Consider the following 25,457-nt stretch of genomic DNA (forward strand, 5'->3'; position numbering starts at 1 on the left):
CAGTGTAAACGCTACGTAAAATTTATGTAAATGATACCTCATGGGCGCAACTTTTTCCATCCCTTTACAAAGGTCAATAGACAGAGTAAAGTGAAGTACAGTGTGATTTGGTCCGGTTGCTTGTTCTCATTCCAAATATAGTTGATCAAAGGAGTATATAATGAAATCCAACAAACCTAGAACATTACAAAAAAATATAGAGTTTTTCACGGCTGCACTATCCCAATGTATGGTAAGCGCATGGCAGGAAGACCCGGCTGGCGTCTATTGCGAGGTCGGTTGTGGCATTGTGGAGCGGATCAGTGAAGACAGCGTGCGCATTCGAAACAATGACGGAACCAAGAGCCATTATGCACGAGATATCACGATGTTCCAGACTGAAAAATAATTTGGCTTAAATACGAAAAAAAGACTAGCTTTCCGAAACAAGGTGTTGTATACTCTTGCCACAAGGAAAGGAGGTGCGTCAACATTTCTAATGTCATGTTGAACGTGTCCCTTACCCGATCCACTAGCTCAAATTAAAAGAGTCTGGTGGAGGCGCGGGATACGGATCAATGTTTCAAAAAGCGCCACGGGTAGAAAAGCCGTCTTCGGACGGCTTTTTGTTTTCTCATTTTCTGTAGAGAGGTTGAGAAAACACCCAAAATATTGGAAATAGACCCTTTAGTAGAGCAAACCAGGATGGCTATAATGAAGATGCAACTCAACCTAAATCCGAGGAGGCATCTTGTAATGTTCAAAAATGTAAGGGGTTTCAAGATATCCATCATGTTGGCTTTTGTTTTGTTATTCACCTCCATCATGTTGCCCGCAGGTCAGCATGCTAGCGCAGCACCAAGTTTCGCCAAAGGAGCCGACATCAGTTGGGTTCCCGGAATGGAAGCTCAAGGCTACAAATGGAAAGATAAAAACGGCGTACAGCGCGACATCATTGATATTTTGAAAAAAGACTATCAAATCAACTCCGTTCGCATTCGGGTATTCGTTAATCCTTCGAATGATTATGGGAACGGTTACATGAATAAGGATCGTGCGGCTGCACTCGCACAACGTGCCAAGAATGCTGGCATGAGTGTAATGCTTACCCTGCACTACAGCGATTCCTGGGCAGACCCTGGTCAACAAACCAAACCAGCTGCCTGGAAAAACTATACGTTCCAACAGCTCATGGATGCGGTATGGAACCACACTCGTGAAGTTATGACGGCGATGCAAAGCAAAGGCGTTACCCCGGACTGGGTACAGATCGGTAATGAAACAAGCAACGGCATGTTATGGGAAGATGGTAAAGCATCCACCAACATGAAAAACTATGCGTGGCTGGTGAATACAGGCCATAACGCAGTGAAATCCCTGAGCAGCGGTACCAAAACCATTGTGCATCTGGCAGGTGGAGATGATAACGCCCTCTATGTATGGAACATTGGTGGTCTGATTAATAACGGAGCTAACTTTGACATGATTGCCATGTCTCTCTATCCTTCAGCTTCCGGCTGGAACACCGCTGTGACAAATACGGTAAACAACGCAAAGGATATGATCAACCGTTATGGCAAAGAGATCATCATCTCCGAAATTGGCATGGACAATAACCAGGCAGCCGCTGGTAAAAGTTTTGTTGCCGCGATGAAAAACCAAATCCGCAATCTGCCAAATGGCAAAGGTAAAGGTGTATTCTACTGGGAGCCTCAGGCTACACCAGGTTATAACAGTGGATATGGTAAGGGCGCTTGGCAGTCGAATATGATGCCAACTGTTGTCATGGAAGGATTTATTGACTAGGTACGGTGGGTAGAAGTGTATTGGTGGGAGCAGTGGTGGGCGTTCCGGGGTCGGATCGTTCTTATGATCGCTGTTATCCCCAGATTTTTATGAATTCCCCTTATTGGGGGAAAATCCGGGGATAAAGGCGAACGCTCCGCTTCTTCAGAATCGATTCCGCCCCCTCCACTACGTTGCTGCTCCTTGAGACACTTCTAAAACCGTGTGTAGGCAAGTTATTAGGGTAATGAAGAGCGGAAGGCGCTATTCCTGGTGGGAGTAGCGCCTTTTGTGTGTTTGCGGACAGCGTGCTGGGCGCTCGGGGGCGGATCGTTCTTATGATCGCTGTTATCCCCAGATTTTATGAATTCCCCTGATAAGGGGAAAATCCGGGGATAAAGGCGACCGCTCCGCTTCTTCAGAATCGATTCCGCCCCCTCCACTACCTTGCTGCTCCTGATCGGGCACTCCTAAAGCGTGTCGCAATCAATCGAGGAGGGGTTCATCACTCGGGCTGGAGACTGATGTTCTTTTGGCTTACATATGAATATAATAAGTTTATTGAGATAACACATAGGATCAACTTCTAATTGGAGAGGAGGCATAAGGATGAGTTTTTTAAAAGGGATCGGTCAGTTAGCTGGGGAAGTTACCGGAAAAGTGTTGGGCGGCAGCGTGAGGGTTGTTGGTGAAATCGCGGGAAGCCCCTTTATCAAAGAAATCGGAAACGGCGTAGAGAAAGCTACGATTAATACAGGCAAAACCGTTGGACAACTGGCTAGTGGTACATATGATCTTGCCAGTGGTGCAATTCGAAAAGATGATACCGCCATAGACGCGGGGCTTGCCGATATTGGAGGTGCTGTAACCAATACTGCAAAAGGTGTAGCGATATCAGCCAAGTATGTATATAACAGCGGTAAAGATGTTGTTGTGGGCATGAAAGAGGAAGATAAGGACAGAGTCAAGCTTGGTGCCAAGAATCTTTTAGCTGCTGCTGCGGTAACAACACTCGCTGTCGGTTTCATTGATGCAGTTGATGGTGCTGAAGGTGTAGATACGTAGGATTTGGTTTAGATCACCAGTAACACAACAACTGAAGAAATACAGCCTAGCAGGGCAACCAAAATATGGAGACAACTAAATGAGATTTTTTCAAGTAAAATCCGTTGTCTCTTTTGAATTAAACACGAGTAGATGAACACTGTTATCACAACGGGCAGATATAAATGAAGATCCGGACCATCCGTGCTCGGTAATAGTTTATTAATATATCCACCTATCGTCTCGTTGACCATCATGAAACCATATATACTACCGATTATCGCTGAAACTGCAAACTGAAATAGTATCTGAACTACAGCCTTCTTTACAAAGAATGGATCACGTTTGCGGTAACTGTTATTAACCATCATATATCTGTCGCCTCCTCGTTTTTCTATTACTCTTTTTGGTTACTATTTTTGATTACTACTCCTGTATTTTACCATAACGTTGATCAGCCTTCCTTTTTAGTTTTTATCGACCTATCACTCCCCCACAAACAAAAATTGCCCTCTCCACCTCATTGGCAGAAAGGGCAATTATGGCGATACCAGATACCTCTGTTCAGCTTACCTTAGCGAGTCTCGTAGCACGTATCGATGCGGTAGCGTATACGATGAGCGCTGTCCAGATGAGTGCGAAACCAACGAGCAGAACTGGCGAGACCGTTTCCTTGAACACAAACACACTCAGGATCAGCATGATTGTCGGCCCAATATACTGTACGAAGCCTAGTGTGGACAATGACATTCGAGCAGCCGCCCGTGCAAAGAACAGCAGCGGCAGCGCCGTCACCACGCCGGAAAGCAGCAGTTCGAAGAACATCGGTGCAGGCAGCGTCCATGCTGTTGCTTTTCCTACAACGGCCAAGTAGATCCAGTAGCCGAGTGCGACGGGCAGAACTACAGCTGTCTCCGAAAATAACCCCACTGAAGCGTCTTGTTTGATCTTCTTCTTTGCCAGACCGTACAAGCCAAATGACACGGCCAGTGAGATTGCAACCCATGGGAAACGTCCGTAGTCGATAGCGATGATAAGCACCGCGACACCAGCGATGGCAATCGCGAGCCATTGTCCACGGTTTGGCTTTTCATGAAGGAAGACAACTGCCAGTAACACGTTCAGCAACGGGTTTAAATAATAGCCCAGACTTGTCTCAACGACATGACCGTTGTTAACCGCCCAGATGAAGATAAGCCAATTAATAGCAATTAGCAGCCCACTCGCGGTAAGGGACAGCAGGGTCGAACGACTGGTCAGAATGCGCTTCATGTCACTCCAACGACGTTGGACGGCAACGAAAATCCCCATAAAGACAAATGACCAGACAACCCGGTGCGATAAAATCTCGCCTGCCGGTACATTTTCAAACAACTTCCAATACAGCGGGAGAACTCCCCACATGATATACGCAATGATCGCGTTGATTAATCCACTATTCATAACTGTATCCCCTCTTATTGCTCTGATATCTCAACGGATTATACGCCTCGATCCTCGTTTAAGTAAAGGGGGTAATAGGTCATACAGGAATCCATCCCTAGTTCAAATGACTTTTTCTTTGAGCAAAACTCCCCGTTTAGCGCTACCAAATTATACTTTGTGCTTTTTCTTTCTTACTCTCATGATGAAGGTAAAGATCGCCGCAAATACGACCACACCTACAATAAACAAATCCATATCTTGCTCAAACATAAACCACATTTTGTGTTCTAAGTTTACTTGTTGTTTTGGTGGAAAGCCTTCCCCGAATAATTCAGTTGCTTGATTAATATTGTTCATTTCGATGGTTGAACTGCACGGACTACTACTTAATTCACCATCCACTTCGCTAAAGTATATTAAGTATTTGTTACCTTCCTTGAAATCAAATCCCCATGTGAAGTTAGTTGCAATAATTAGTTGAGAGTCAACTTCAGTATTCCAACTCCTCTCAACTTCCACTAAAATATATCTAATTTTCTCTTTGGTCCCCGTAAATCCCTCTTGCTTCAAGTCGACCTTTACTTGCTTTACTTCACCATAAACAGCTCCATCATATATTTCTAACTCTTCTTGGGGGCTTCCCGATACAGCACATGACAAAGCGTTAACATCTTGTGCATTTGAGATAAAAAACACGGTAGATATAAAACATATTAACGTGAATATACGAAGCTTCAGTTTTTCCACCTTCTTCTCATAATGTTAATTGGTATATCTTTATTGACCTGTTTAACAGGAAAAATGTTGCATTTTCCCTGGCCGTTAGGTGAATAAACAACGAAGCAACCAATCGGACACAGTTGGTTGCTCCATTTGTGTTTATTAAGTTATCACCCAGAATAATTTAAAAGAAATAAAACTAAGATATTTTTCTTACAGCAAACCATAGCTCAACAAAATTCAGTCCATCTTTAACTCCAGTAATTTCAAATTCCATTCCGTCGACCTGTTCATATCCTGTAGTAGGAAGCCATTCAGAAAAGAATCGTCTATGTATGGTAGCGTCACATTTGATCCTATTTTGGTTACTTTTACTCTCCTCCAACACGAAACACACCAATTACGGTTTCACCATCTTTGTCATACAGGGGAATATCACGACCTTCTGGTGATCTGCTGTTCTGTATCGTAATAGCTTCTTCAGGTGTTTTTGGTTGCTCGCCATCCAAGTCTTTTTTCAGCAGATATCCTTCTGTACCATCCACACCACTAGCCAAGATTAAATCAGGTTCCGTTTCTGGAGAAGTCGCATATATGTTAGAACCGTATGTCTGTCCATTCTTATTTTTCGGATAAAGAGAAGAGATGTGAATTTGATTCAGCGCATTTTTAACGTTTGGATATTGGGATAACCCTGAACCACTCGATTCATTCATCATAAAAACCACAAAGATCAATAGTATAACTCCATTAGAATACATCTTCACAACTGTTCACTCCCTCATACTTTTGAACTAGCAGAAATTCCAATGAAGAGAAGATGGTTTTCATATAATCACATTTCCTTCCCATCTTTAGAATAATATAACATATATTCAAAGGAGTAGTTGGAAGTTGAACTATAATCATCTAATGTCTAACGTTATTGCAGATCATCCCTCTTCGATAACATAAAAAAAACGGACACCAATCTTTGGAGATCAGCGTCCGTTTGTATATTACATATTATTATTTGAAAGTGTTACTTCACTTCGCCAACAACGGTAAAGCGCTCGTTTTTGTGATGTGGATTCTCGATCTCATCAACCAAAGCAATCGCATAGTCTGCATAGCTGATGTAACTGTTACCTTCACTGTTCACGAGAATAACGTCGTTGCCTGCTTGATATTTGCCGGTGCGTACGCCTTCTGGATTAAAGAATCCAGCCGGGCTCAAGAATGTCCATTGAATACCTGAGGATGCTTGTAGATCCTGCAAGTTTTGGCCTTGGTTCGTTGCAGTTGCTTTGTAAGCATCAGGGAATCCTGGGGATTCAAAGACACGCAATGTTTTGGACTCGTCTGTGAACAGGCTTCCTGCTCCACCCACCACGATCAGACGAGTGTTTGGTGCATCCTTCAGGATGTTGATCAACGCTTGTCCTACTTCCACATGCAGGTTTTCTTTACCAGCTGGAGCACCAAATGCATTTATAACCACATCGAATGCTTTAAGATCTTCAGCTGTAAGATCGAATACATCTTTCTCCAGCGTATTCAGGCTTTTATCTTCCAATTTGGATGCATTACGAACGATTGCCGTTACTTTATGCCCTCTGTCTGCTGCTTCTTTCAAAATTACACTTCCTGCTTTGCCTGTTGCACCAATGATTGCAATGTTCATCATGATCTCTCCTTTGTAATTATCGATATTGTTTATGTTTGAACTTTATATTGTAACTATAGTTGTTACAACTAAGTTTGTCAACCTTTTCTCTTTCCAAAAGGAATGCGTATTCAGCTGCGAACTCTTTTGTTAGAGTTATTGTGATAGTAAAAGGGCTCTTGACTTTGTTTTTTTAAAAGTACATTCTGTACAGTTTGTCCACGTGGGTGATGGTTCTGATCTAAGATAAGACGGTCCAGTTGCAAGTTAAAGTCACATCGCTCAGGCGTACATAACAGAATTTTCGTCAGGAAATCCAATGCGTCCATGCTGCGCAAGTGAGTAACAAGCTCGGTCGTCAGATTAAGCACATTGTCTTTAACAATATTCCCAATTGCTATCCCTCCACTCTCTCCATCCATGTATTGACTTGGATCATTCGGGTCCGGCTGTACTTCGCGAAGCCATAATACATTCTCGTCGATGAAAAATATGTAGCGTTTGTTTAGAACACATCCATCGTAATGGTAGTACTCATCATCAAATGGTGCGATAGCAACTGAGGCATGTTCGAAGCGGTCATGTCCGTTCATGATTCAAATTCTTTCATGAAGATGATAAGCGAATAGACGAATTTGAGCATACGTATGAAGTTCCAACGATATCGACTTGATTTCAAGTTGTTAGATGAAATATCTGGCTTATTAACGGTGAGTTTCATATTGTGCATCTCCTTTTTAAAATAATTCAGATGTTGGTTCGATCATGTTCATATACGGATGTTATCAATGAAAATGGGGGACCTGACTTTTAGGACAAGCCAATAAGTAGTCACGTATTCCACTCCATCACAGCTAACACGCTCGATGTCATTGTCAATATAACTCGCGTATTGGTGGTTATCATCATATTGGAAAATTCGACAAAAAATAGTCCGTCGCAGTCTTCTGGTTGGTAACGATTGTTACGTTCCTCCTTTCAAGATTGTTGCGGAACAGTACGATGTTGCTTGATAATTATGAAACGTTTTGTTACGATTATGTATAAAATGTTGATATGTTATCTAGTCAACTAGATTACTTACTTAACAATATACTCATGATCGGTAATCTTGTCAACTAGTTTACTACATTATTTCGGAGGGGTTTTTGTGGCTATTCGTTTTTCGCTTGACAAGATAATGAAAGAGCGCGGACTTGAGCAAAAGGATATTGTTCAGATCACCGGCATAAACCGCAACACTGTAAAGGCCCTAGCACTTAATGCTAACGCCCGTATCGACTTTCCAACGCTAAACACACTTTGCGAAAAGCTGGATGTGCTTCCTGGAGATCTGATTGAATACATACCGGAAAATAATAGGGGGGGCTAAAATACTGATCTTATGTATCTATATTTTAAAAGACAGGAGCACATACATATGACTTCACTATATGAGGCCAAACCAAAAGATCTTCTTTTTTTGGAGCCTCTCTACCGAAAAATTAAGATCAATACAAAAATGTCCCTTGAAGATGATTATGAAACAGTTTATGACGAACCTGGAGAAGAACCAATCCATGTCTATTCATTGACTAACTATTTGCAAAACAAAGACATAACTTTCTTAAAAAAACTTATAACAGGAAAAATAAACACATATTATTACTGCCCAGAATGTGAAAAAGAAGTGTACATAAATTCTGAAAAAATCCAATTAGACAAAGAATTTGATAATGATATTATAAGTTCATTTCCTAGACCAACTAGTCACAATGAGGATTATTTCTATAATGGAGCAGCAGAAGAAGATTTTAAAGAACATATAAGAGAATTTTTCGGTAAATATCTTGATGAAAGTAATACATTCACTAGACATCTTGTCTGTACCGCTTCCAAAAGACATAAAATTACAGTGACATTCCGTATAAGTCCCGATATGTATATAGAAAAAATCGGGCAATTCCCCGCAGTGTATTCATTTGACAATAAAGCTCATCATTATAAAAAAATATTAACTAAGGAAAATCGTAGAGAGTTTAACAAAGCCATCGGATTAAAATCTCATGGTAACGGCGTGGGAGCGTATGTCTACCTGAGGCGCGTATTCGAAAGACTTTTATATGACAAATTGCATAAAGCATTTGTATCAAACGATACAATGTTACAGGAAGTGAAAAAATATAGAATAGAAGATAAAATAAACGCTGTAAGTCATCTTCTTCCACAATTCTTAGTTAACAACAGCTTTTTATACAATATATTAAGTAAAGGGATACATGAGCTTAGCGAGGAAGAGTGTCTCTCATATTTTGAGCCAGTTAAAGAAGCGATTTTAGTAATTTTAGAGGAAGATTATGAAAAAGATAGAAAAGAAAGTTACCAAAAAGAATTAGGTACAGAATTAAATAATATTCATGCAAAAATAAAGAACGATTAATGATACAAATAATCATTCACATTACGTAGAGATGTAGCGCTGACGAAAATAAACCGTAGAATATTAGTAGATATACTAATAGGGGGCCGGAGATGATCCGGTCTTTTTTTGCGCTCATCCCGCATATTTAACTCCGCGAATATAAAGTTCGCCCTTCACTACAACACTGGCCTCCGTAATATCTTCGATCACGTCGCTGCCGACGAGTTCCGCGCTGATAAATTTGCGCAGTATAAAGTTGGATATCGAATGTCAGCGGACGCATGAAACGCGACTCGGCGCGTATGAAGCGGATTTAGAGCGCATATATACGTAGCCCATTCGTAGGTAATAATCATCTTTAATCAAGAATATATCTTTTGATACTTAGTGACATGTTGCCATGCAAAGAGGCCCCTTCTACATCTGGATACAAGGTTAGATAAATTGATATTCATCCGATTTAATTTAATTAAAATTTGCTCTCTTAAATCATCCTTGATGAGTATTTTATACATTACTGGCTTTGGCAATATAGAATTGGGATAGTTTTATTGTTAAAAAGTTTCTCGTATAGGGTTGTTATCCATGTCTCCAAATCTACAGTCCAAGGATTGAATGAGAACAAACCATTTTGGTTTATCAAACATGCATTCTCGTTTGAGTATGGTTTACTGGATAAAACTCAACAGCAAAAGAGGACAGTTCTCTTACAACCGCCCTATCTAACCCATACACTACACGCAAGTTATTTTCAGTTTTAGTTTCCTAGATTTCTTTACTGAAAGCAAAGAACGCTGCAACATAGGGAGAAAAAGCCCAACAAAGGGGTGGCTAAACCATGGCGCTGCCCGAGAGCCCACCACTCATCATCCACAATATCCAGAGGAGGATTGGAACCTCTCCTGCCTCTTGAAAAAGACTTGAAATTATTTAAGTGCTTATCCAAAATTTCATCAAGATTGGTAGTAGCAGGTAAGGGATTCACTACTCTTGATAACGTTGACTCCAACTTCCAATCTTTTAGCATCTGTCCTCTCCAGATCAAATTCCATTGCACAGTGAGTGAAAAAACGGTATTAAGTTCATTTAAGTCATTCACTTGAATGCAATGCAGTGGATTCCTGACTCTGATTTATAAATCAAGTCTATTAGTGAGGGTTTAAGTTTATTTTTCATAACATATCTCCTAAAAACATTCCAATTAGTAGTAATTAATACCAAATTATACAACTTACAATACATTCACGGTAGTCCTTTCATTTCATCTACATTGCAACCGTTCCGCTACCGACGGGTCTACGAACTTCTTCGAGCTCGTATCCGCGACATTTATAGCGCGCAACCACACTGTCCCCGTCCGAAAACTCTTCTTAGACTTTAATATCGCGTATCCAAAACTGCTTGCGGATCTCGTAGCTGTCTGCGGTAAGTTTACTCTGGGCTTCCACGATAACATTGACGTAAAGGGTCGGCGTCTTAAGCGTCCTCACCGCATTCGCGCCATGTCACGCTCGAATGCGATGAGGACGCGCGGAAGGAGCGAGTGTGAAAGAACCGTTAACCTTGCATGCGGGCTACGGTTTTTTAATGTTTTGAAAAAATGAGAGAACGAGAGAATTCGAGAGTTTATTTTGAACTGGAGAGCCACCATCTATGCACGAGGACTAACACAAGAAGGGTTTAAATAACTAATAAAGATACAAAATATCGCTATTAGATATAAAATAACTTTAAAAGATATTATTTACATAATTCAGGGAATCCGGTTTTACTCGCAATCAAAACCGAAATCGCCGAATATGGAATTTGCACACTCGCCTCGATAATCATATACTCAAATTGCTTAGTAGAAGTTACTCCTTTTTGGGCCTACTCGAAAAGTCAACAACTTTTAGTCGGCTACTAAAATTTAATGACTACTCTAGGCAGGTTAAGTTACACTGAATCGAGGAGGTGATATTTATCAGTACGTATGAGGCACTAATCGTTATGCTTACTTTTGGCATTTTTATTTTGGCTATGTTAACTTTCATTAAAAAGCGGTAGCGTCCCCGACCAAGAGTTGCTACCGCATCGTGTTAACAGTTTTATCATAACTTTTATAGGGATCACTCGCAAGACCCCAAGACGTAGTCACTTAAGGCTGCGTCTTTTCCGTGTATACTGCGTGCATAGACAAAAAAAGCGCCCACCTCCGAAGAGATGAGCGCTAGGGTTTGCGTTATGAGGTTAACGAATCGAATCAATTAATACCGGACATTTTAAATTTATAGAAACTGATTTTATGTAAAACTTTTTCTACTCAATTTTAGTCAGTTCTGTGAAGAGGTGTGGTATAGTAAACGTTCTCAATTTTGCTTAATTCATCAGAACATGAAATCATATTTCTGACTAGCTTATTGTCAACGGTAAGAAAATTTGTGCCATACAAATTAGCAATACTAACATTTGCTGCATCTGTAGCCCCAAGGCGGGAAGTCAATTCAATCTGCTGAGCAACGGAGGTGCCATCCCCATCCAACACTTTTAGGATTTCTTCCTCAATAAAAACTTTCATCATGTTTTCTGTATGAGCTTAATTAGCGTGATATCCGGATGAAACTCCTCAAGCCATTTCACGAAGTAACCGTAATGTTTCGTGTAATCCTTAAGGGTGCTTTCGCGTAAACCCTCCACTTTCTTCGCGTTGGTTACAAAATCCAGTGCTTGCTCTAATGTCAGCTCCGGAAACAACTTTACATCACGCGCGCCGACCGGAGCACGTCTTTCTCGTTTCTTTAATGCCATAACAAAAAGACCTCCATAGCGTAATTAGTACGAGACTAATACGCCATAGAGGCCGTGATTCACAACCCTGAAATGCCATTTCAAGGATTGATAACGTTCATCGTCCGGGGTTGTTAACCTACCGAAATACCTGCGCAATTCACAATCTGCACCGTTAAGGCTACCGTTACAGGCTTGCGTCCGTCATCCGTTATCGAATGCGCTCAAACCCGCGTCAGATTAACAATCCTTATCAGGCACACCCGCATCTTCCTTCGTACGGAAAGAAGATCCACAGCCACAAGTCGCTACCGCGTTAGGATTATGGATGGTGAACCCACCCGTCATACCGGACTCTTCAAAATCAATTTCGAGACCATCCAGATACTTCAGGTTTTCCTTCTCGACTACAACCTTCATGTTCTGAATATCCATATACAGGTCCTCATCGGACTCTTTATCGTCAAAGCCCATGGCGTACGAAAATCCGGTGCAACCGCCCGGTGCTACGCCAAGACGCAGGAACATACCGGGTGTCTCTTGCTGTGCAAGCATCTCTTTCAATCTGTCAGCAGCCGTTTCGCTGATGTTAATCATGCCAGGTCACTCTCCTTTTTCATATAAAATCATGTTCAAAAAGGGCGCTTTTCAGTACCAAGAAGATGGGATGAAGATAGAAATGGAGTAGCGGAGCGTAGGCAAAACTACGTGAGCAACGGACATTTCGGCTGAATCCCATATTCGACGCTGAGATGCCGCTAGGCATCCTTCGTAATCAAAAGCGGACTTTTTGAACTACCTTTCATTAACTCTTCTTTAAATTATACTCCACCCCGTCAAGGGTCTCAAGTCATGTTTGCCTCTTTCCGCGTTCCCCCTGAACTCCTTTTTCTTCCCAGTGTATTGAACCCCCGCGACACGAGGTTTATAATGAATAGGTGGTCGCACTGAAATGTCGATATTTTGTCATGACTAATTCAGGTGACGATCATATATAGAGTTGTAATTTTTTTCACATTTCGAGACTGTCCGCAGTCCCCAATGCATATAGAGTCACAAGACTCACTTTAATGAAAAAATTAGCTTTACGTACGCAGCACACGCTGCACCGGGTAAATAAGAGTTAGTCCATATAAGAAGGCGGCAGTTGACCGCATCTTTGCTATGTAGTTCTGTATACAGATCCTACACACAACTCAAATCCGGTTAAGAACAGGAGGAAACAGTATGTCTACATTGGTAACACCGTTCACAGACAAAAGAATGGCTGAAATCGTTGAGAAAGTGCAGAACGGCGTAAGGCTGAACGTAGAAGACGGCGTATATCTGTATGAAACAGATGATCTGCTAACTTTGGGCCAGCTGGCCAATGAGGCCAACTTGCGGAAAAATGGTAAGAAAGTATACTTCATCGAAAACATGAGTCTTTATTTTACGAACGTATGCGAAGCCCACTGCGCTTTTTGTAATTTCCGTAAAGACCAGGGTGAAGAAGGCTCCTATACATTATCCGGTCAGGAAATGATCGATTATGTGGAACAGCATATTCATCCAGGCGTACGTGAGTTCCATATCGTAGGCGGACATAACAACCATGTTCCTTTTCAATATTATGTCGATTCCCTGCGTGCTTTAAACGAGAAATATCCGGATGTTACACTGAAAGCTTACACAGCAGCCGAGATTGATTTCTTCACTCGCATCAGCGGACTCAGTATTAAGGAAGTTCTGCAAGAGCTGCAAAAAGCAGGTTTGAAAACATTGACTGGTGGCGGCGCTGAGATTCTGTCGGATGAATATCGCAAAAAAATGCGTGTAGACAAAGCGAACGTCGATCGTTATCTTGAGGTGCACCGTACTGCTCATAACCTGGGCATGCGTACCCATACAACGATGCTGTATGGATCAATTGAATCCTATGAGGACCGCGTCAACCATATGGTGCAGATCCGTGAATTGCAAGACGAGACCAACGGATTCATGGTCTTTATCCCACTTTCCATGCAGCCAAAAAGTAAAAACGCAAGCATTATGCGTCGTAACTCGGCTTATGAAGATCTCAAAACAATTGCGATCAGCCGTCTGATGCTGGATAACATCGACCATATCAAAGCATACTTCATTAACATCGGTCCACAGCTGGCTCAAGTTGCTCTTGGATTTGGTGCTTCGGATGCACACGGTACAATCGTTCGCGAACGGATTAGTCATGCGGCAGGTGCACTCACACCTGAAGGCCTTACACGTAAAGAGCTCATATGGCTCATTAAGGGTGCAGGACGTATTCCGGTAGAACGTGATACGTTCTACAATGAAATTCAAGTGTACGAATAGGATATAATTCCATCCACAACCAATATTGCACCAGCACCACTCCAGAACGCAGCTTTCATTATAGGGAGACGTTTGAATTCGAGTGGTGCAAACTGCTGAATAATATCTTCAATTTTCAATGTCTACTTTTCAATTATTCAAATCATAACAAAAGGAGCAGCTATGTTATTGCATAGCTGCTCCACAGTTTACAGCCCCATTTCAGTGGGACTGATGCAGAAAGGAAGCCGAGTCATGAAAAATTTCGTCATTCTTGGAGGCGGCTATGGCGGCCTCACCATCATCAAGGAACTTCTGGAGGGTAAAATTCCATCCGATACACAAATTATTTTGGTAGACCGCAGCCCCTTTCAGGGATTAAAGACAGAATATTACGCACTCGCAGCAGGAACCGTATCTGATTATGACCTGCGTATCCAATTTCCAGTGAGCGATAAAGTCACTTACCGTTATGGAGAAGTTACTTCGATTGACCTGGAACAGCGTCAGATTGAATTTGAAGGCCAAGACCCGCTCGTGTACGACAAACTTGTCATTGGACTTGGTTGTACAGACCGTTTCCACAACACGCCAGGCGCCGAAGACTACAGCTGTACCATTCAGAGCTTTAGCAAAACACGCGAGACCTACCTGCGGCTTAATGAAGTCAAAGCCTATGGCAATGTGCATATCGTAGGCGGCGGATTAAGTGGTGTCGAGATAGCAGCCGAACTTCGTGAGAGCAGACCAGATCTGAACATCAGCATTTTGGATCGTGGTGAACGTGTATTATCAGCCTTCCCGCAACGTCTATCCGTGTATGTGCATGAATGGTTCAACGAACATCAAGTTGAGACACGCGGACATATCGCCATTTCACGCGTTGAACCTAATGCTATCTATAACCGGGATGAACAGATTCTAACGGATGCTGTCGTATGGACTGCAGGCATTCAACCAGTAAAAGTGGTACAGGATCTGGACGTAACCAAAGACCCTCAAGGACGTGTCGTCTTGAATGAATACTACCAAATCCCGGAATATACCGATGTGTATGTCGTTGGTGACTGTGCCAGTGTACCTTATGCACCTAGCGGTCAAGCTGCGGAAGTACAGGGTGAGCAGATCGCCCATATTCAGCATGCCCTCTGGAAAGGCGAAAAGCCCAATCCACATCCACTCAAGCTTCGTGGCACACTGGGTGCACTCGGCAAGAAGTCTGGGTTTGGGCTGATGGGCAAAACGTCCATGATGGGACGTGTACCTCGTATTTTGAAAAGTGGTGTGCTCTGGATGTCCAAGCGTCATCTCGGTTAGTCGAGATCGAGCTCGTCCCAGACATCGGCTTCGGCAACTTTGGCCAGAATGGCGTTATATAGATCTTCCACTTTGTCCGTGATGACAACTTCACCATTCACCAGTGCAAAAGGAGTCATAGAACATTGGCCGCAGTTGGTGAGGCAGCCGTATTCAATCACATCATAGTCTGGATTTTCTTCCAGTTGATCCATGACTTCATCTGTGCCAAAATGCATATTATTGGCACAAAATTCAATAATCGGTCTCATATAGGTTCACCTGCTTTGTTTGACCATTTTAATTTGTGGCCATTTGTAATATAATATAGGGGAAAGGAGTTGAAAAAAATGAGCGAAAACGCACAAAGCACCATGTATGATGAAGTAATTGATGTGCTTGACAAACTTCGTCCGTTTCTGCAGCGCGATGGCGGTGACGTGGAACTGGTCGACGTGGAAGACGGCATTATTAAGCTGAAACTGGTCGGTGCCTGCGGCAGTTGCCCAAGCTCCACCATTACCTTAAAAGCCGGGATTGAACGTGCCCTTCTCGAAGAAGTTGAGGGTGTACAAGAAGTCGTACAAGTATTCTAATCAATCCTTCACGAAATAAACCTCAAGAGCCTTTCGCTTCGCATGAAGCGGAGGGCTCTTTTTTTGTGTGCATATGCAGAGAGTCCATGTTCACAGTCATCTTGACCCGTTTCCACGTACAATCCTTCAATTCACCTTTTAAGTATCCTCACGCTGTATGGTCGGACGAATCGGATCAAGTCCTCCAGATACATCCATAATGTTACCTGTTATAAAATCGGAATGATCAAGGCACAGATACGTAATCACTCGTGCAATATCTTCACCGCTGCCTGGGCGCCCTCTTGGCGTTTCCTCGTCGGTGATGCCTGCCATTTCATCAATCGTTTTCTCTTTGTTCGCACCACGAATGTCACCTGGACATACCATGTTAACCGTAATTCCATAAGGAGCTTCCTCCACAGCAAGTGTCTTTGTGAACGAAACCAGACCTACCTTGGCAGCCGCATATACGGCGCGATGAGGCCAGGATCTCGCTTCTCCAGCATGACTGAAGCCAAAATGGATAATGCGTCCCCATTGCTTGCGTCTCATCTCTGGCAATACACGCTGATCCAGCAACATCGGTCCCAGCAGATTTCCTTGCACAAGCATCTGGACCTCAGCTTCAGAATAATCCGCAAATAATCGTCGTTCACGGACAAATGGACCTGCGTTATTCACCAAAATATCAATGCTGCCCAAGTTACCTTCCACCTGCTCAACCAATGAAGAGATATCTTCCACCTTGGATATATCAGCCTGGATGGCAATGCACCGCACACCCTTGGCTATAATCTGAGCCTTTAAAGCCTCAGCTTCTGTTCTGCTGTGTACATAGTTCAGGGCAATATGGCACCCTTGATCTGCCAGACTGAGGGCCGTCATTTTACCAAGACCTTTGGCACTTCCCGTTATGAGGGCAATCTTTCCCTTCACGTTCATCCCCCTCTTCAAAGAGCAGTCACTATCCAGTATAAAAGATTTATCGTCCTCCTACAACTCGCTTATTCACAAGGGATTATCCACCTTTAATTCCAAATATATCTTGATCGAAATCAAACACCTATGGTACTGTCGAGGATATAACCTGAAAGGACCTCTACATGAATATGAAGAACAAAAGATGGATATCATTTCTTACACTTTTAATGTTGAGTTTATTCACAATCTCTAGTGCCTTACAGGTATCAGCGGCAAGTGAGAATGAGCAAGCGCCTGATGAGTACGATTGGATTACTGGACCAGCATCTGTCTCTCTGGACGGTAAGGCCACCCTGGAAGTCCCTGAAAGCCATTCCTATCTGGATAAGCCCAATACCCAACGCTCGATACTTAACAGTGATGGGAAGCCTAACGGGAATGAAATCGGAAGCCTAACCAGCAATAGCGAATTCGGCTCGTGGTATGTTGTGTTCGAGTACGTGAAGACAGGTCACATCCACGATGACGATCAAAATTTGAGTGCCGAAGAACTGTTAAGCAGTTATATCCGAGGCACAGAAGAAGATAACAGAGAACTTGATCCTGAATATAGAACGTACATAACGGGGTGGGAAATCGAACCGGCATATGACAGTACCAAACATCAGTTGGTTTACTCCCTTGGTTTTAAGAATGCTGATCAGCAAGCCATGGTCAATTACAATGTAAAACTCCTGACACGCGAAGGGTACATCACAGCCATTCTGGTTACAGATACGGCCAACTTTCAACAGAGCCGCCAGGCATTCGAGGAAACCGTCCTTAATCAACTTAGCATCAATGCAGGATATACCTACGAGGAGTACAATGCTTCGACTGACAAAACATCCACCATAGGGCTCAACAGTCTTCTGATGGGCGGGATCGGATACACGGCTTCCCAGAAATTCAGTGCTCTTCTTCTGCTCAAAAAAGGATGGGCCTTGATCCTGGTTATCGTCCTTGGGCTAATCGGTTGGATCAGATACAAAATCAAAAGCTCAAATGGAGAAGAAGAAAAACTTTCTCCCTCCGAGAGGACGTACCTGCAAGAAGCAGATGAGCAGCAGTATGCTGATCAGAATGAATTACCCTACTACCGCCAATCTGGGCATCCATCCAACGCGGAGAAACAAGATAAGCCCTAACCCTTCCCTTATTGATCGCCACGTCAGCGCAGATTAGGAAACATAAAATAAGCCGTATATCTCTTCAGAAGAGATATACGGCTTATTCTTAATAGCTTCACATCATATCATACATATCGTGAATTATTCAGTTGCAGGTTCAACTGCACCTTTATAACGTTCTTTGATGAATGTTTTTACTTCTTCGGAGTGCAGAGCAGCAGCCAGTTTTTGGATTGCATCTGCATCCTTGTTGTCCTCACGGGAAACGAGGATGTTTGCGTATGGGTTACCTTGCAGATCTTCGATCAGCAAAGCATCATTCGCCGGATTCAGGTTCGCTTCGAGCGCATAGTTAGCGTTGATGAATACCAGATCCGCTTCATCCAATTGACGTGGCATCATGGCTGCATCCAACTCGATGATATCCAGGTTCTTCGGATTGGCTGTGATATCTTGAATCGTAGATGTAATATTTGTGTTGTCTTTCAGCGTAATGATACCTTCCTTCGCGAGCAACAACAGTGCACGTCCACCATTGGATGGGTCATTTGGAATTGCTACTTTTGCGCCGTCTGCCAATTCATCCAAAGACTTAATCTTTTTGGAGTATCCACCAAAAGGTTCAACATGAACAGGTGTTACAGAAACGAGGTTGAATCCACGTTCTTTATTCTCTGTGTCCAGATAAGGCTGGTGCTGGAAAAAGTTCGCATCCAATTTTTTATCAGCAAGTTGCTGATTGGGTTGTACATAGTCATTGAACGTAACGACTTGCAAACGAATACCTTGTGCTTCCAGTTCAGGCTTGATGCTTTCCAGAATCTCTGCATGTGGTGTAGGTGAAGCTCCAACTTTCAATTCAACTGTACGAGGTGCACCTGCTGAATTGTCTGCGCCGCTATCGGCGTCCTTGTTGTTTCCGCAAGCTGCGAGAACCGCAATCAACATAAGACTAAGTAGAGCAAAAGACCATTTTTTCATGTGTAAAACCCCTTCTCTAATCATTTTTGTCATGTGGCGTCCGCATTATTGCATAACCATCATGTTATCTATGTGTTATTTCCTGGTGAAAAATGTAACCAAGCGATCTCCAGCCATCTGGAGAATTTGCACAAGAATGATCATCGATACTACGGATATAATCATGATTTCATTTTGATAACGATAATACCCATAGTTGATTGCCAGCGTTCCTAGACCTCCACCACCAACCATGCCCGCCATCGCCGTGTAAGAGACAAGCGTAACGATGGTAATGGTAATACCAGCAACCAAACCAGGTAACGCTTCAGGCAGTAATACCCGTCTTACAATTTGTCCGGTCGATGCACCCATCGACTGTGCCGCTTCAATGACACCCCGATCAACTTCTCGCAACGTCGTCTCCACCAATCGAGCAAAGTAAGGAGCTGCTGAAATAACTAAAGGTGGTATAACACCTAACACACCTGTAGCAGTACCGACGAGTGAACGAGTGAACGGTATAAGAGCAACAATCAATATGATAAATGGGACTGAGCGCAAAATATTCACAATCAAGGACAATATAATGTACACCGTCCGTGACTTGATCGAAGCAGATCGGGCTGTCATGAACAGCAGCACTCCGAGCGGTAAACCAAAAATTACGGTGAACAAGCCTGATACACCCAAAATTTGCAGTGTCTCAATGGAGGCTTTACCAACCTCTTCCCAGCGAACTGTTGAAAAATCCATCTAACGAAGCACCTCCACATCAAGTCCCTCAGCGGTTAATTCTGATATCGTCCGATCAATCGCATTTGAATCACCCTCGAACCGAACGGTCAGCTGCCCATAAGGAACCTGTTTGATCGTAGAGATTGTACCTTGCAGGATGGCAAAATCCACTCCTGTCTTACGTACCGTTCTAGACAAAATCGCTTCATACGTTTTGTTACCCAGAAAGGATATCTTCACAAGTTTGGAAGCAGCACCTGCCTGCAATTCAACGCCTGCATTTGCCAGAGCGGTCTCTTCCAGAGCAAGTCCAGCTTCATGGTCACGCATCATGAAGTCCCGCGTAATCGCATGCAGCGGCTTCAGGAACACGTCTGTTACAGGTCCCTGTTCCACAATGCCGCCTTGATGAATGACAGCCACCTTGTCACAAATATTCTGAATGACATGCATTTCATGTGTGATCAGCACAATCGTAAGGTTGTACTTTTCATTAATGTCGAGTAATAACTTCAGGATTGAATTTGTCGTCTGCGGATCAAGTGCCGAAGTAGCCTCATCACAGAGAAGTACATTCGGGTCACTTGCAAGTGCTCTCGCAATCCCTACACGTTGTTTCTGTCCACCCGATAATTGAGCCGGATATTTGCTGCTATGGTGCTCCAGACCAACCAGTGCGAGCATTTCCTTCACTTTGCGATCAATGGCTTCCTTGGGTGTATTCACAAGCTTTAGTGGAAAAGCTACATTGTCATATACCGTTGCCGAAGATAACAGATTAAAGTGTTGAAAAATCATCCCGATCTTGCGTCTCTGTTGCTGCAATTCGGTTTTGCTCAGTTCAGTCAGGTTGATTCCGTCAACCCATACCTCACCCTCCGTAGGCCGTTCCAGCAAATTAATGCAGCGAATCAATGTGCTTTTGCCCGCTCCGGAATGGCCAATCACTCCGTAGATTTCACCCTTTTGGATGCTCAAATTCAGCTCGGATAACGCTGTTGTAGATTTTTTCCCTTTGCCGTACGTTTTCGTTAAACCTTTTAATTCAATCAATCGCACTTGCCCCTTTCCAACCACCTACATGTATCTTTACCCGATCTAAAGGAAAACTCCCCTTAAAGTACAAAAAAAGAGCCCTTTGCAGATACAAAGAGGGCTCTTCACGTGAAAGAATATACCTTCTCATCTGCCAAAATCGTGTCTTGCACCATTTTGTAGGAATTAGCACCTAACATCTATAACGAATGATACATGTATCATGTCATTACAAATCGGTTGCCGGGCTTCATCGGGCCTGTCCCTCCGCCGCTCTCGATAAGAAATATGTTGTTGTAGGATTTTATAAGTTCATGTAGTTTATGCTTTATAATGTGAACGTAACTTCCGAATTATCAGTTATATCCATGTAACATTCGATTGAAACTCAGTATATTCCAAGTATTCCGATTTGTCAAAGGGAATTATTTCTTTTCCATATTTTGTTGATATAACTATAAGAGGCTGTTAACGTTTCACAGACCATATCGATGCCCTGACGCATTTCCTGCACATGCTGATTCAGATCCTCCAATTTCACTTTACCTTGCAAGGTCTGGTGTAACTGCCACAGGTCATCGTGCATTTCTGAGTTCATGTAGTGAATTTCCATATTACGTCGTTTGCGCAGCTTGCTCATCGGCTCACGATAAGAGTCCTTGATCTGTATTAATTGCAACGCAAGATCATGATGTTCCCTCGCATAGTCAAACTGCCTTAACACAGTAAAATAAGAAAAATGCGCTTTGGTATTTGAAGTATTCAACTGGAATATTTCATTTAATACCGTGCCCACTTTATCCAGAATGGCAAAGCAGCGGATAAAGCCATCTTTGTAGAAATACACATACCGTGCATACTCGGCTTTTTCAGTCGGCGTCATATCATCCGTTGAACCTGCAACGACCTTTTTGCGAAAATGAGCAGCAGCGAAACAGCTTTGCTCCAGTTCATCCAGTGAGGAGATGAGTCCCTGAGTCCACACATACAGCTTCCGATAGTCATGCGTGGGATCATGGTCCACATGCATTTGTCGTTGAAATAGCTCAAGCGTATGCGCCATTGCGTCCATCGCTGCCTTCAATTTACCTTCGTTTATACGTGGCTTTTCCCCCAACAACGTTCGCAGCATATCTAACCTCCTCTTTTCCAAATCAACAAGAATTCATCACCGTAAACGTAACATCATTCATTCCGTGTAATTGCTGCTTGCCATAGGTTGCCCTGATCCCTCTGACATCAAACAAAGTCCACCTGCCCAATGATGTACATCACTAGATGGTGGACTTTCATATTTAAAAACGATTAGCCGGGCGATGTAGCTTGTACACCAGGAAACTCATATACGTTAAGACTCCGAACAATATGGCGATATCCAGCATATGAGCGAGAGCTACGAACATGTATACTTCCGGACGGCTCATTGTCACCATCATGAAAATACCAATGACTACTTGCATCAAAATGAGAACAACGGATATCACGCCAAGGTTACGCATTTCCTTGTTATCTGGATGATTTCGGTAAGCGAAATGACCCAGGATCGCGATAACAATCACGAGCGACGCAGCTGCTGCACGATGAGCAAAGGCAACCGCTACCCCACCCGAAAGCTCAGGAATAATCTGACCGTTACAGAGCGGAAATCCGGAGCATCCGCCGGCAGAATCCGTGTGACTCACAAATGCACCTGTGTATACCACGAGATATGTGTAAATGGTGGAGAACCAGACCAGATTCCTGAATTTTTTGCTAACCCGAGGGTATTTATTCAGGCGCTCCAATCCGCCATCTTTTGCCTCTTGCCTTATGCCCAGCGCCATCATTAGAGAACTGGCAAAAGCAATCAGTGCAAAGCCAAAATGCAGTGCCATGACTGCTGAAGATTGGGAGAAGACAACGGCAAATGCCCCCATAATTCCCTGGACGATAACAAATACCAGAGTTAAGAAAGAAAACAATTGCAGGTCACGGCGTGACTTGCCAAACCGCAGAAAAGCAACAAACGAGGCAATGGACAACAGTCCAGCCAGTGCACTTACAGCGCGATGGGAATATTCAATGAGTGAAGCCACAGTATGTGCGGGAACGAGTTTTCCGTTACATAAAGGCCATTCTGTTCCGCAGCCAAGGCCTGATTCCGTTTTGGTTACGATGCCTCCACCAAAAGTGGCCAGAAACATGACAAGACAGGTTAATACGGTTAACCATTTAAACAAAGTTAAGTGTTTCAATTTTTTCTCACCCGCTGTTGGTTTAAGATGGCGAAGAATATTCTCCGCTTGTTTCGGTACTTTGACACTTATTTCACAACTAAATTCATTATACCGGATAAAATGTTCATTGACGTCGCGCTTTGTGACAAAATGTTAACGTCTGGTGAAATAATGACCCGCAGGTCATTGAGGATATGTACAGAAACGTTTCTTACATAGAACGTGTCGAACACACAAACGCCATTTCCCTATTTCAAGAGAAATGGCGTTCTTTTTATTATACCCTTTTACAACATGAACCTGTCATACTTTTATATAAGTTCATGAAACATTTACACAATAACGGAGAGGACAGAAATAACCAGAAGAAGCGGAGCGTTCGCCTTTATCCCCGGATTTCTCCCCTTTATAAAAGGGATCAAAGAAATCTGGGGATAACAGCGATCGGAAGGTTATTCTGTCATCGGAGTGCCTGTGTAAAAGTTGAGCTTGTATAACATTATTTATGAATCGTGTTGTACACCTCAACTGCGCGATCCAGGAACTGCTCAATCTCTTCTCTCGACTTGCGCAGCTTGTTCACATACCGCACGAGTTCGCGGCCATCTGTATATGCCACAAAGCTCGGAATGCCAAGAATATTCTGCTCTTCACTAACGGTTCCAACCTGATCCACGTCGACCTCAATAAAGGTCAGTTCACGTGCATATTTCTCTTCAACCTCAGGCATAAACGGATCGATGTATTTGCAGTCACCACACCAGTCTGCCTTGAATACGGCAATCGTCAAACGTGGGGATTGGATGGCTACATCAAAAGCCGGTTTGGAAGTAATCTGTTCCATTCGGTTCATCTCCCTTTCTGTACCTTGTCTTACCCTAAGTGAAGCAAATTGGCGAGTGGAAGTCAAATAATCAGCGCATACTTAGAATAAACCACATGGTCTGTGAATTTAAACCCAGAACATCATGAAAGGATGTCACATCATGACTTCCACCAGAACCGATTCTTCCAGCGAACAACATCACGGGTCCCTCCTGCAGATGGTCCGTTCCATTCCGGGTGCTGCCCGGGAAATCTGGCGTGGCAAACAGGCTGCATGGCAAGCTTCTGCACAGCTTCGTCACCCATTGCGTGACATCGAGTGGGATACCGATACGGCAGCTACCTTACAGTCTGAGGTGGAGCGTTTGTTACCTACCAGCAACAAATCTTTTACACGCACGGACCAGGTTCAAAGCGCACTCGTCTGCGAAGAAGATTGCATCATTCTGGAAGAGATTAAGACACTGACTCAGGAGCACAATCGGAGTAATATCACCCGCACGACAGCCTATCTGGAATGTTATGAGCAATATCCCGAACTGCATTGGGCACTACTGGCCCATATGGTCTCTCGCAACGGCGGATATCACATGACAGATCTTCAGAGTGACTTAATGCATAATCTACAGAATCAAAGCGATCGCGAGCATATGTATCGGCTGCTGGAGCGGTGCAATGCACTCATTTTCCAGGATGCATATCCCCAGCTTCTGCTGTATATGAACAGTCGCCGGATCGGACGAAGCTGTTTCCATCTCTTGTCGCACTTTCACGTGTCGGCGTTTATGACGCCGTTTTGGGAACGCTTTTGGCTGGAACGTTGCAGTTCACTGCTCAGTGTGGCATTAATTATTAATGAGCAGAACTATATCGAGAGCCGGGTGGTGCAGCATCCTTATTTTCAAAAAGAAGCACTTTCCAAACCCGCATTCCATCTGCATAATCTGGCCGGTCTGAATCATATCGTCTTTCCTCTTGGACGGGGAGCAGGACTCGCAGGACGCGTCATTGAACATTTTGGCAAACTGGATGAGCGAATCATGTTTGGCAAAGGGCTATATGCCTTGTTGTTTGGCGTGGAGCAAGTACACACACAAGTGTTGGAGTTCGCACGTTTGGTTCCCCATCGTGGCTCGCGCGCTGAATATTGGCCTGGCTTGTTTACCACTCGTGAAGACGAGGCGGGTGAATATACATTATACGCTCAGGCGTTACTGGATGAGGAATGGCTTCCAGAAGGGCAACGATTATATAGTCCTGAACTACTTTCCGTATGGGGGGACACGCCTTATGAACCGATCACCAGACATGACTGGCTTCAGACTCGGGATAGTCTCGGTTATCTGACGGCACCGCGTCGGCCATGGCTGTTTGAGATGAGTCACGAACACCGGTATGGCATGCTGAAAACGGCACTGGCTCATGATGCTAAAGCCATCACACACTAATGTTGAAGATTATATGGAGCAGGCAAAGACGGATGATGTGATATCCGATGTACCGCTAATCCTCGCTTGCTGGGCTAATGTCGAGTTCAGTCGCTCAGCTCTCCTTAGCTAAACAAAAAGCCCTGTCTGCTTCAATAGCAGACAGAGCTTGTATCCTATTTTCACAAAAAATTCTGGAGCATGGATGATGCTT

At 43.4% G+C, this 25,457-nt stretch carries 27 protein-coding genes and 1 riboswitch; of the genes, 11 read left to right on the top strand and 16 right to left on the bottom strand.

Annotation, left to right across the window (positions count from 1 at the left end):
- The first annotated feature begins 160 nt into the window (after positions 1-160).
- From BS614_RS28320 to BS614_RS28330, 3 genes are all read left to right on the top strand, one after another.
- Positions 161-388, top strand: coding sequence for a hypothetical protein (locus tag BS614_RS28320; RefSeq protein ID WP_017692425.1), 228 nt, complete (start codon positions 161-163; stop codon positions 386-388).
- A 347-nt stretch (positions 389-735) separates the two neighbouring features.
- Positions 736-1,785, top strand: coding sequence for a glycoside hydrolase family 53 protein (locus BS614_RS28325; RefSeq protein WP_157116227.1), 1,050 nt, complete (start codon positions 736-738; stop codon positions 1,783-1,785).
- Between the two features lie 588 nt (positions 1,786-2,373).
- On the top strand, positions 2,374-2,829 hold the full coding sequence (locus BS614_RS28330; RefSeq protein WP_074096364.1) for a hypothetical protein: 456 nt from the start codon (positions 2,374-2,376) through the stop codon (positions 2,827-2,829).
- A gap of 543 nt (positions 2,830-3,372) precedes the next feature.
- Here the strand turns inward: BS614_RS28330 and rarD are convergent.
- From rarD to BS614_RS28365, 5 genes are all read right to left on the bottom strand, one after another.
- The gene (rarD, locus tag BS614_RS28340; protein ID WP_074096366.1) at positions 3,373-4,251 is read right to left on the bottom strand and encodes an EamA family transporter RarD; all 879 of its coding nucleotides are present in this window, start codon (positions 4,249-4,251) and stop codon (positions 3,373-3,375) included.
- Between the two features lie 150 nt (positions 4,252-4,401).
- Positions 4,402-4,980, bottom strand: a complete 579-nt coding sequence (locus BS614_RS28345) for a hypothetical protein (protein ID WP_074096367.1) — start codon at positions 4,978-4,980, stop codon at positions 4,402-4,404.
- A gap of 344 nt (positions 4,981-5,324) precedes the next feature.
- Positions 5,325-5,720: a hypothetical protein gene (locus tag BS614_RS28355; RefSeq protein ID WP_157116229.1), complete on the bottom strand. Its 396-nt coding sequence runs from the start codon at positions 5,718-5,720 to the stop codon at positions 5,325-5,327.
- 254 nt (positions 5,721-5,974) lie between these two features.
- Positions 5,975-6,616 carry an NAD(P)-dependent oxidoreductase gene (locus BS614_RS28360; RefSeq protein WP_074096369.1) on the bottom strand — a complete coding sequence of 214 codons (642 nt, stop codon included), beginning with the start codon at positions 6,614-6,616 and terminating at the stop codon, positions 5,975-5,977.
- Positions 6,617-6,729: 113 nt separating this feature from the next.
- A complete protein-coding gene (locus BS614_RS28365; protein WP_074096370.1) occupies positions 6,730-7,191 on the bottom strand; it encodes a hypothetical protein in 462 nt (153 codons plus the stop codon).
- Positions 7,192-7,748: 557 nt separating this feature from the next.
- On the opposite strand from BS614_RS28365, the gene BS614_RS28370 reads away from it, so the two are divergent.
- A complete protein-coding gene (locus tag BS614_RS28370; protein WP_244898218.1) occupies positions 7,749-7,970 on the top strand; it encodes a helix-turn-helix domain-containing protein in 222 nt (73 codons plus the stop codon).
- Between the two features lie 48 nt (positions 7,971-8,018).
- Positions 8,019-9,017 carry a hypothetical protein gene (locus tag BS614_RS28375; protein WP_074096371.1) on the top strand — a complete coding sequence of 333 codons (999 nt, stop codon included), beginning with the start codon at positions 8,019-8,021 and terminating at the stop codon, positions 9,015-9,017.
- Positions 9,018-9,774: 757 nt separating this feature from the next.
- Here BS614_RS28375 and BS614_RS32675 read toward each other — a convergent pair.
- Positions 9,775-10,026 carry an FRG domain-containing protein gene (locus tag BS614_RS32675; RefSeq protein ID WP_074096372.1) on the bottom strand — a complete coding sequence of 84 codons (252 nt, stop codon included), beginning with the start codon at positions 10,024-10,026 and terminating at the stop codon, positions 9,775-9,777.
- Positions 10,027-10,988: 962 nt separating this feature from the next.
- Here BS614_RS32675 and BS614_RS32680 point away from each other — a divergent pair.
- Entirely contained in the window at positions 10,989-11,045 is a 57-nt protein-coding gene (locus BS614_RS32680) for a putative holin-like toxin (protein ID WP_074097034.1), read from the top strand.
- A gap of 510 nt (positions 11,046-11,555) precedes the next feature.
- Here BS614_RS32680 and BS614_RS28395 read toward each other — a convergent pair.
- Entirely contained in the window at positions 11,556-11,786 is a 231-nt protein-coding gene (locus tag BS614_RS28395) for a chromo domain-containing protein (RefSeq protein ID WP_074096374.1), read from the bottom strand.
- 219 nt (positions 11,787-12,005) lie between these two features.
- Positions 12,006-12,362, bottom strand: a complete 357-nt coding sequence (locus BS614_RS28400) for a HesB/IscA family protein (protein WP_074096375.1) — start codon at positions 12,360-12,362, stop codon at positions 12,006-12,008.
- 630 nt (positions 12,363-12,992) lie between these two features.
- Here BS614_RS28400 and mqnE point away from each other — a divergent pair.
- The gene (gene mqnE / locus BS614_RS28405) at positions 12,993-14,099 is read left to right on the top strand and encodes an aminofutalosine synthase MqnE (RefSeq protein ID WP_047841294.1); all 1,107 of its coding nucleotides are present in this window, start codon (positions 12,993-12,995) and stop codon (positions 14,097-14,099) included.
- A 234-nt stretch (positions 14,100-14,333) separates the two neighbouring features.
- The gene (locus BS614_RS28410; RefSeq protein ID WP_036605751.1) at positions 14,334-15,395 is read left to right on the top strand and encodes an NAD(P)/FAD-dependent oxidoreductase; all 1,062 of its coding nucleotides are present in this window, start codon (positions 14,334-14,336) and stop codon (positions 15,393-15,395) included.
- Here BS614_RS28410 and BS614_RS28415 read toward each other — a convergent pair.
- The gene (locus tag BS614_RS28415; protein ID WP_074096376.1) at positions 15,392-15,646 is read right to left on the bottom strand and encodes a YuzB family protein; all 255 of its coding nucleotides are present in this window, start codon (positions 15,644-15,646) and stop codon (positions 15,392-15,394) included. The genes BS614_RS28410 and BS614_RS28415 overlap by 4 nt on opposite strands.
- A 78-nt stretch (positions 15,647-15,724) precedes the next feature.
- Here BS614_RS28415 and BS614_RS28420 point away from each other — a divergent pair, with 78 nt between their 5' ends.
- Complete coding sequence (locus BS614_RS28420) at positions 15,725-15,970, top strand: NifU family protein (protein ID WP_017692412.1); 246 nt, start codon at positions 15,725-15,727, stop codon at positions 15,968-15,970.
- Positions 15,971-16,108: 138 nt separating this feature from the next.
- Here BS614_RS28420 and BS614_RS28425 read toward each other — a convergent pair whose 3' ends face one another.
- Positions 16,109-16,888 carry an SDR family oxidoreductase gene (locus BS614_RS28425; RefSeq protein ID WP_017692411.1) on the bottom strand — a complete coding sequence of 260 codons (780 nt, stop codon included), beginning with the start codon at positions 16,886-16,888 and terminating at the stop codon, positions 16,109-16,111.
- A gap of 173 nt (positions 16,889-17,061) precedes the next feature.
- Between BS614_RS28425 and BS614_RS28430 the strand changes: the two genes are divergently transcribed.
- Entirely contained in the window at positions 17,062-18,060 is a 999-nt protein-coding gene (locus BS614_RS28430; protein WP_167544431.1) for a DUF2167 domain-containing protein, read from the top strand.
- Between the two features lie 123 nt (positions 18,061-18,183).
- Here the strand turns inward: BS614_RS28430 and BS614_RS28435 are convergent, their stop codons facing one another.
- The 6 genes from BS614_RS28435 to BS614_RS28460 all read right to left on the bottom strand — a co-directional run bounded on the left by BS614_RS28435 (position 18,184) and on the right by BS614_RS28460 (position 23,835).
- Entirely contained in the window at positions 18,184-19,023 is an 840-nt protein-coding gene (locus BS614_RS28435) for a MetQ/NlpA family ABC transporter substrate-binding protein (RefSeq protein ID WP_036605748.1), read from the bottom strand.
- Between the two features lie 75 nt (positions 19,024-19,098).
- Positions 19,099-19,758 carry a methionine ABC transporter permease gene (locus tag BS614_RS28440; protein WP_047841298.1) on the bottom strand — a complete coding sequence of 220 codons (660 nt, stop codon included), beginning with the start codon at positions 19,756-19,758 and terminating at the stop codon, positions 19,099-19,101.
- Positions 19,759-20,793, bottom strand: coding sequence for a methionine ABC transporter ATP-binding protein (locus BS614_RS28445; RefSeq protein WP_074096378.1), 1,035 nt, complete (start codon positions 20,791-20,793; stop codon positions 19,759-19,761).
- 126 nt (positions 20,794-20,919) lie between these two features.
- Positions 20,920-21,061, bottom strand: a riboswitch (SAM riboswitch).
- Positions 21,062-21,190: 129 nt separating this feature from the next.
- Positions 21,191-21,907, bottom strand: coding sequence for a Cthe_2314 family HEPN domain-containing protein (locus BS614_RS28450; RefSeq protein WP_074096379.1), 717 nt, complete (start codon positions 21,905-21,907; stop codon positions 21,191-21,193).
- Between the two features lie 163 nt (positions 21,908-22,070).
- Entirely contained in the window at positions 22,071-23,009 is a 939-nt protein-coding gene (locus BS614_RS28455; protein WP_074096380.1) for a COX15/CtaA family protein, read from the bottom strand.
- A gap of 481 nt (positions 23,010-23,490) precedes the next feature.
- A complete protein-coding gene (locus BS614_RS28460; RefSeq protein ID WP_074096381.1) occupies positions 23,491-23,835 on the bottom strand; it encodes a thioredoxin family protein in 345 nt (114 codons plus the stop codon).
- Positions 23,836-23,977: 142 nt separating this feature from the next.
- On the opposite strand from BS614_RS28460, the gene BS614_RS28465 reads away from it, so the two are divergent.
- The gene (locus BS614_RS28465; RefSeq protein WP_074096382.1) at positions 23,978-25,264 is read left to right on the top strand and encodes a DUF2515 family protein; all 1,287 of its coding nucleotides are present in this window, start codon (positions 23,978-23,980) and stop codon (positions 25,262-25,264) included.
- The last annotated feature ends 193 nt before the right edge of the window (positions 25,265-25,457 follow it).

The organism is Paenibacillus xylanexedens, assembly GCF_001908275.1.
Classification (GTDB): Bacteria; Bacillota; Bacilli; order Paenibacillales; family Paenibacillaceae; genus Paenibacillus; species Paenibacillus xylanexedens_A.

Excerpts from the sequence above, each read along its gene's own strand:
- BS614_RS28320 (WP_017692425.1), top strand. The coding sequence starts at position 161 with ATGAAATCCAACAAACCTAGAACATTACAAAAAAATATAGAGTTTTTC.
- BS614_RS28415 (WP_074096376.1), bottom strand. The coding sequence starts at position 15,646 with ATGAGACCGATTATTGAATTTTGTGCCAATAATATGCATTTTGGCACA.
- BS614_RS28450 (WP_074096379.1), bottom strand. The coding sequence starts at position 21,907 with ATGCTGCGAACGTTGTTGGGGGAAAAGCCACGTATAAACGAAGGTAAA.
- mqnE (WP_047841294.1), top strand. The coding sequence starts at position 12,993 with ATGTCTACATTGGTAACACCGTTCACAGACAAAAGAATGGCTGAAATC.
- BS614_RS28395 (WP_074096374.1), bottom strand. The coding sequence starts at position 11,786 with ATGGCATTAAAGAAACGAGAAAGACGTGCTCCGGTCGGCGCGCGTGAT.
- rarD (WP_074096366.1), bottom strand. The coding sequence starts at position 4,251 with ATGAATAGTGGATTAATCAACGCGATCATTGCGTATATCATGTGGGGA.
- BS614_RS28330 (WP_074096364.1), top strand. The coding sequence starts at position 2,374 with ATGAGTTTTTTAAAAGGGATCGGTCAGTTAGCTGGGGAAGTTACCGGA.
- BS614_RS28465 (WP_074096382.1), top strand. The coding sequence starts at position 23,978 with ATGACTTCCACCAGAACCGATTCTTCCAGCGAACAACATCACGGGTCC.
- BS614_RS28365 (WP_074096370.1), bottom strand. The coding sequence starts at position 7,191 with ATGAACGGACATGACCGCTTCGAACATGCCTCAGTTGCTATCGCACCA.
- BS614_RS28400 (WP_074096375.1), bottom strand. The coding sequence starts at position 12,362 with ATGATTAACATCAGCGAAACGGCTGCTGACAGATTGAAAGAGATGCTT.
- BS614_RS28440 (WP_047841298.1), bottom strand. The coding sequence starts at position 19,758 with ATGGATTTTTCAACAGTTCGCTGGGAAGAGGTTGGTAAAGCCTCCATT.
- BS614_RS28435 (WP_036605748.1), bottom strand. The coding sequence starts at position 19,023 with ATGAAAAAATGGTCTTTTGCTCTACTTAGTCTTATGTTGATTGCGGTT.
- BS614_RS32675 (WP_074096372.1), bottom strand. The coding sequence starts at position 10,026 with ATGCTAAAAGATTGGAAGTTGGAGTCAACGTTATCAAGAGTAGTGAAT.
- BS614_RS28325 (WP_157116227.1), top strand. The coding sequence starts at position 736 with ATGTTCAAAAATGTAAGGGGTTTCAAGATATCCATCATGTTGGCTTTT.
- BS614_RS28360 (WP_074096369.1), bottom strand. The coding sequence starts at position 6,616 with ATGAACATTGCAATCATTGGTGCAACAGGCAAAGCAGGAAGTGTAATT.
- BS614_RS28375 (WP_074096371.1), top strand. The coding sequence starts at position 8,019 with ATGACTTCACTATATGAGGCCAAACCAAAAGATCTTCTTTTTTTGGAG.
- BS614_RS28430 (WP_167544431.1), top strand. The coding sequence starts at position 17,062 with ATGAAGAACAAAAGATGGATATCATTTCTTACACTTTTAATGTTGAGT.
- BS614_RS28460 (WP_074096381.1), bottom strand. The coding sequence starts at position 23,835 with ATGGAACAGATTACTTCCAAACCGGCTTTTGATGTAGCCATCCAATCC.
- BS614_RS28410 (WP_036605751.1), top strand. The coding sequence starts at position 14,334 with ATGAAAAATTTCGTCATTCTTGGAGGCGGCTATGGCGGCCTCACCATC.
- BS614_RS28420 (WP_017692412.1), top strand. The coding sequence starts at position 15,725 with ATGAGCGAAAACGCACAAAGCACCATGTATGATGAAGTAATTGATGTG.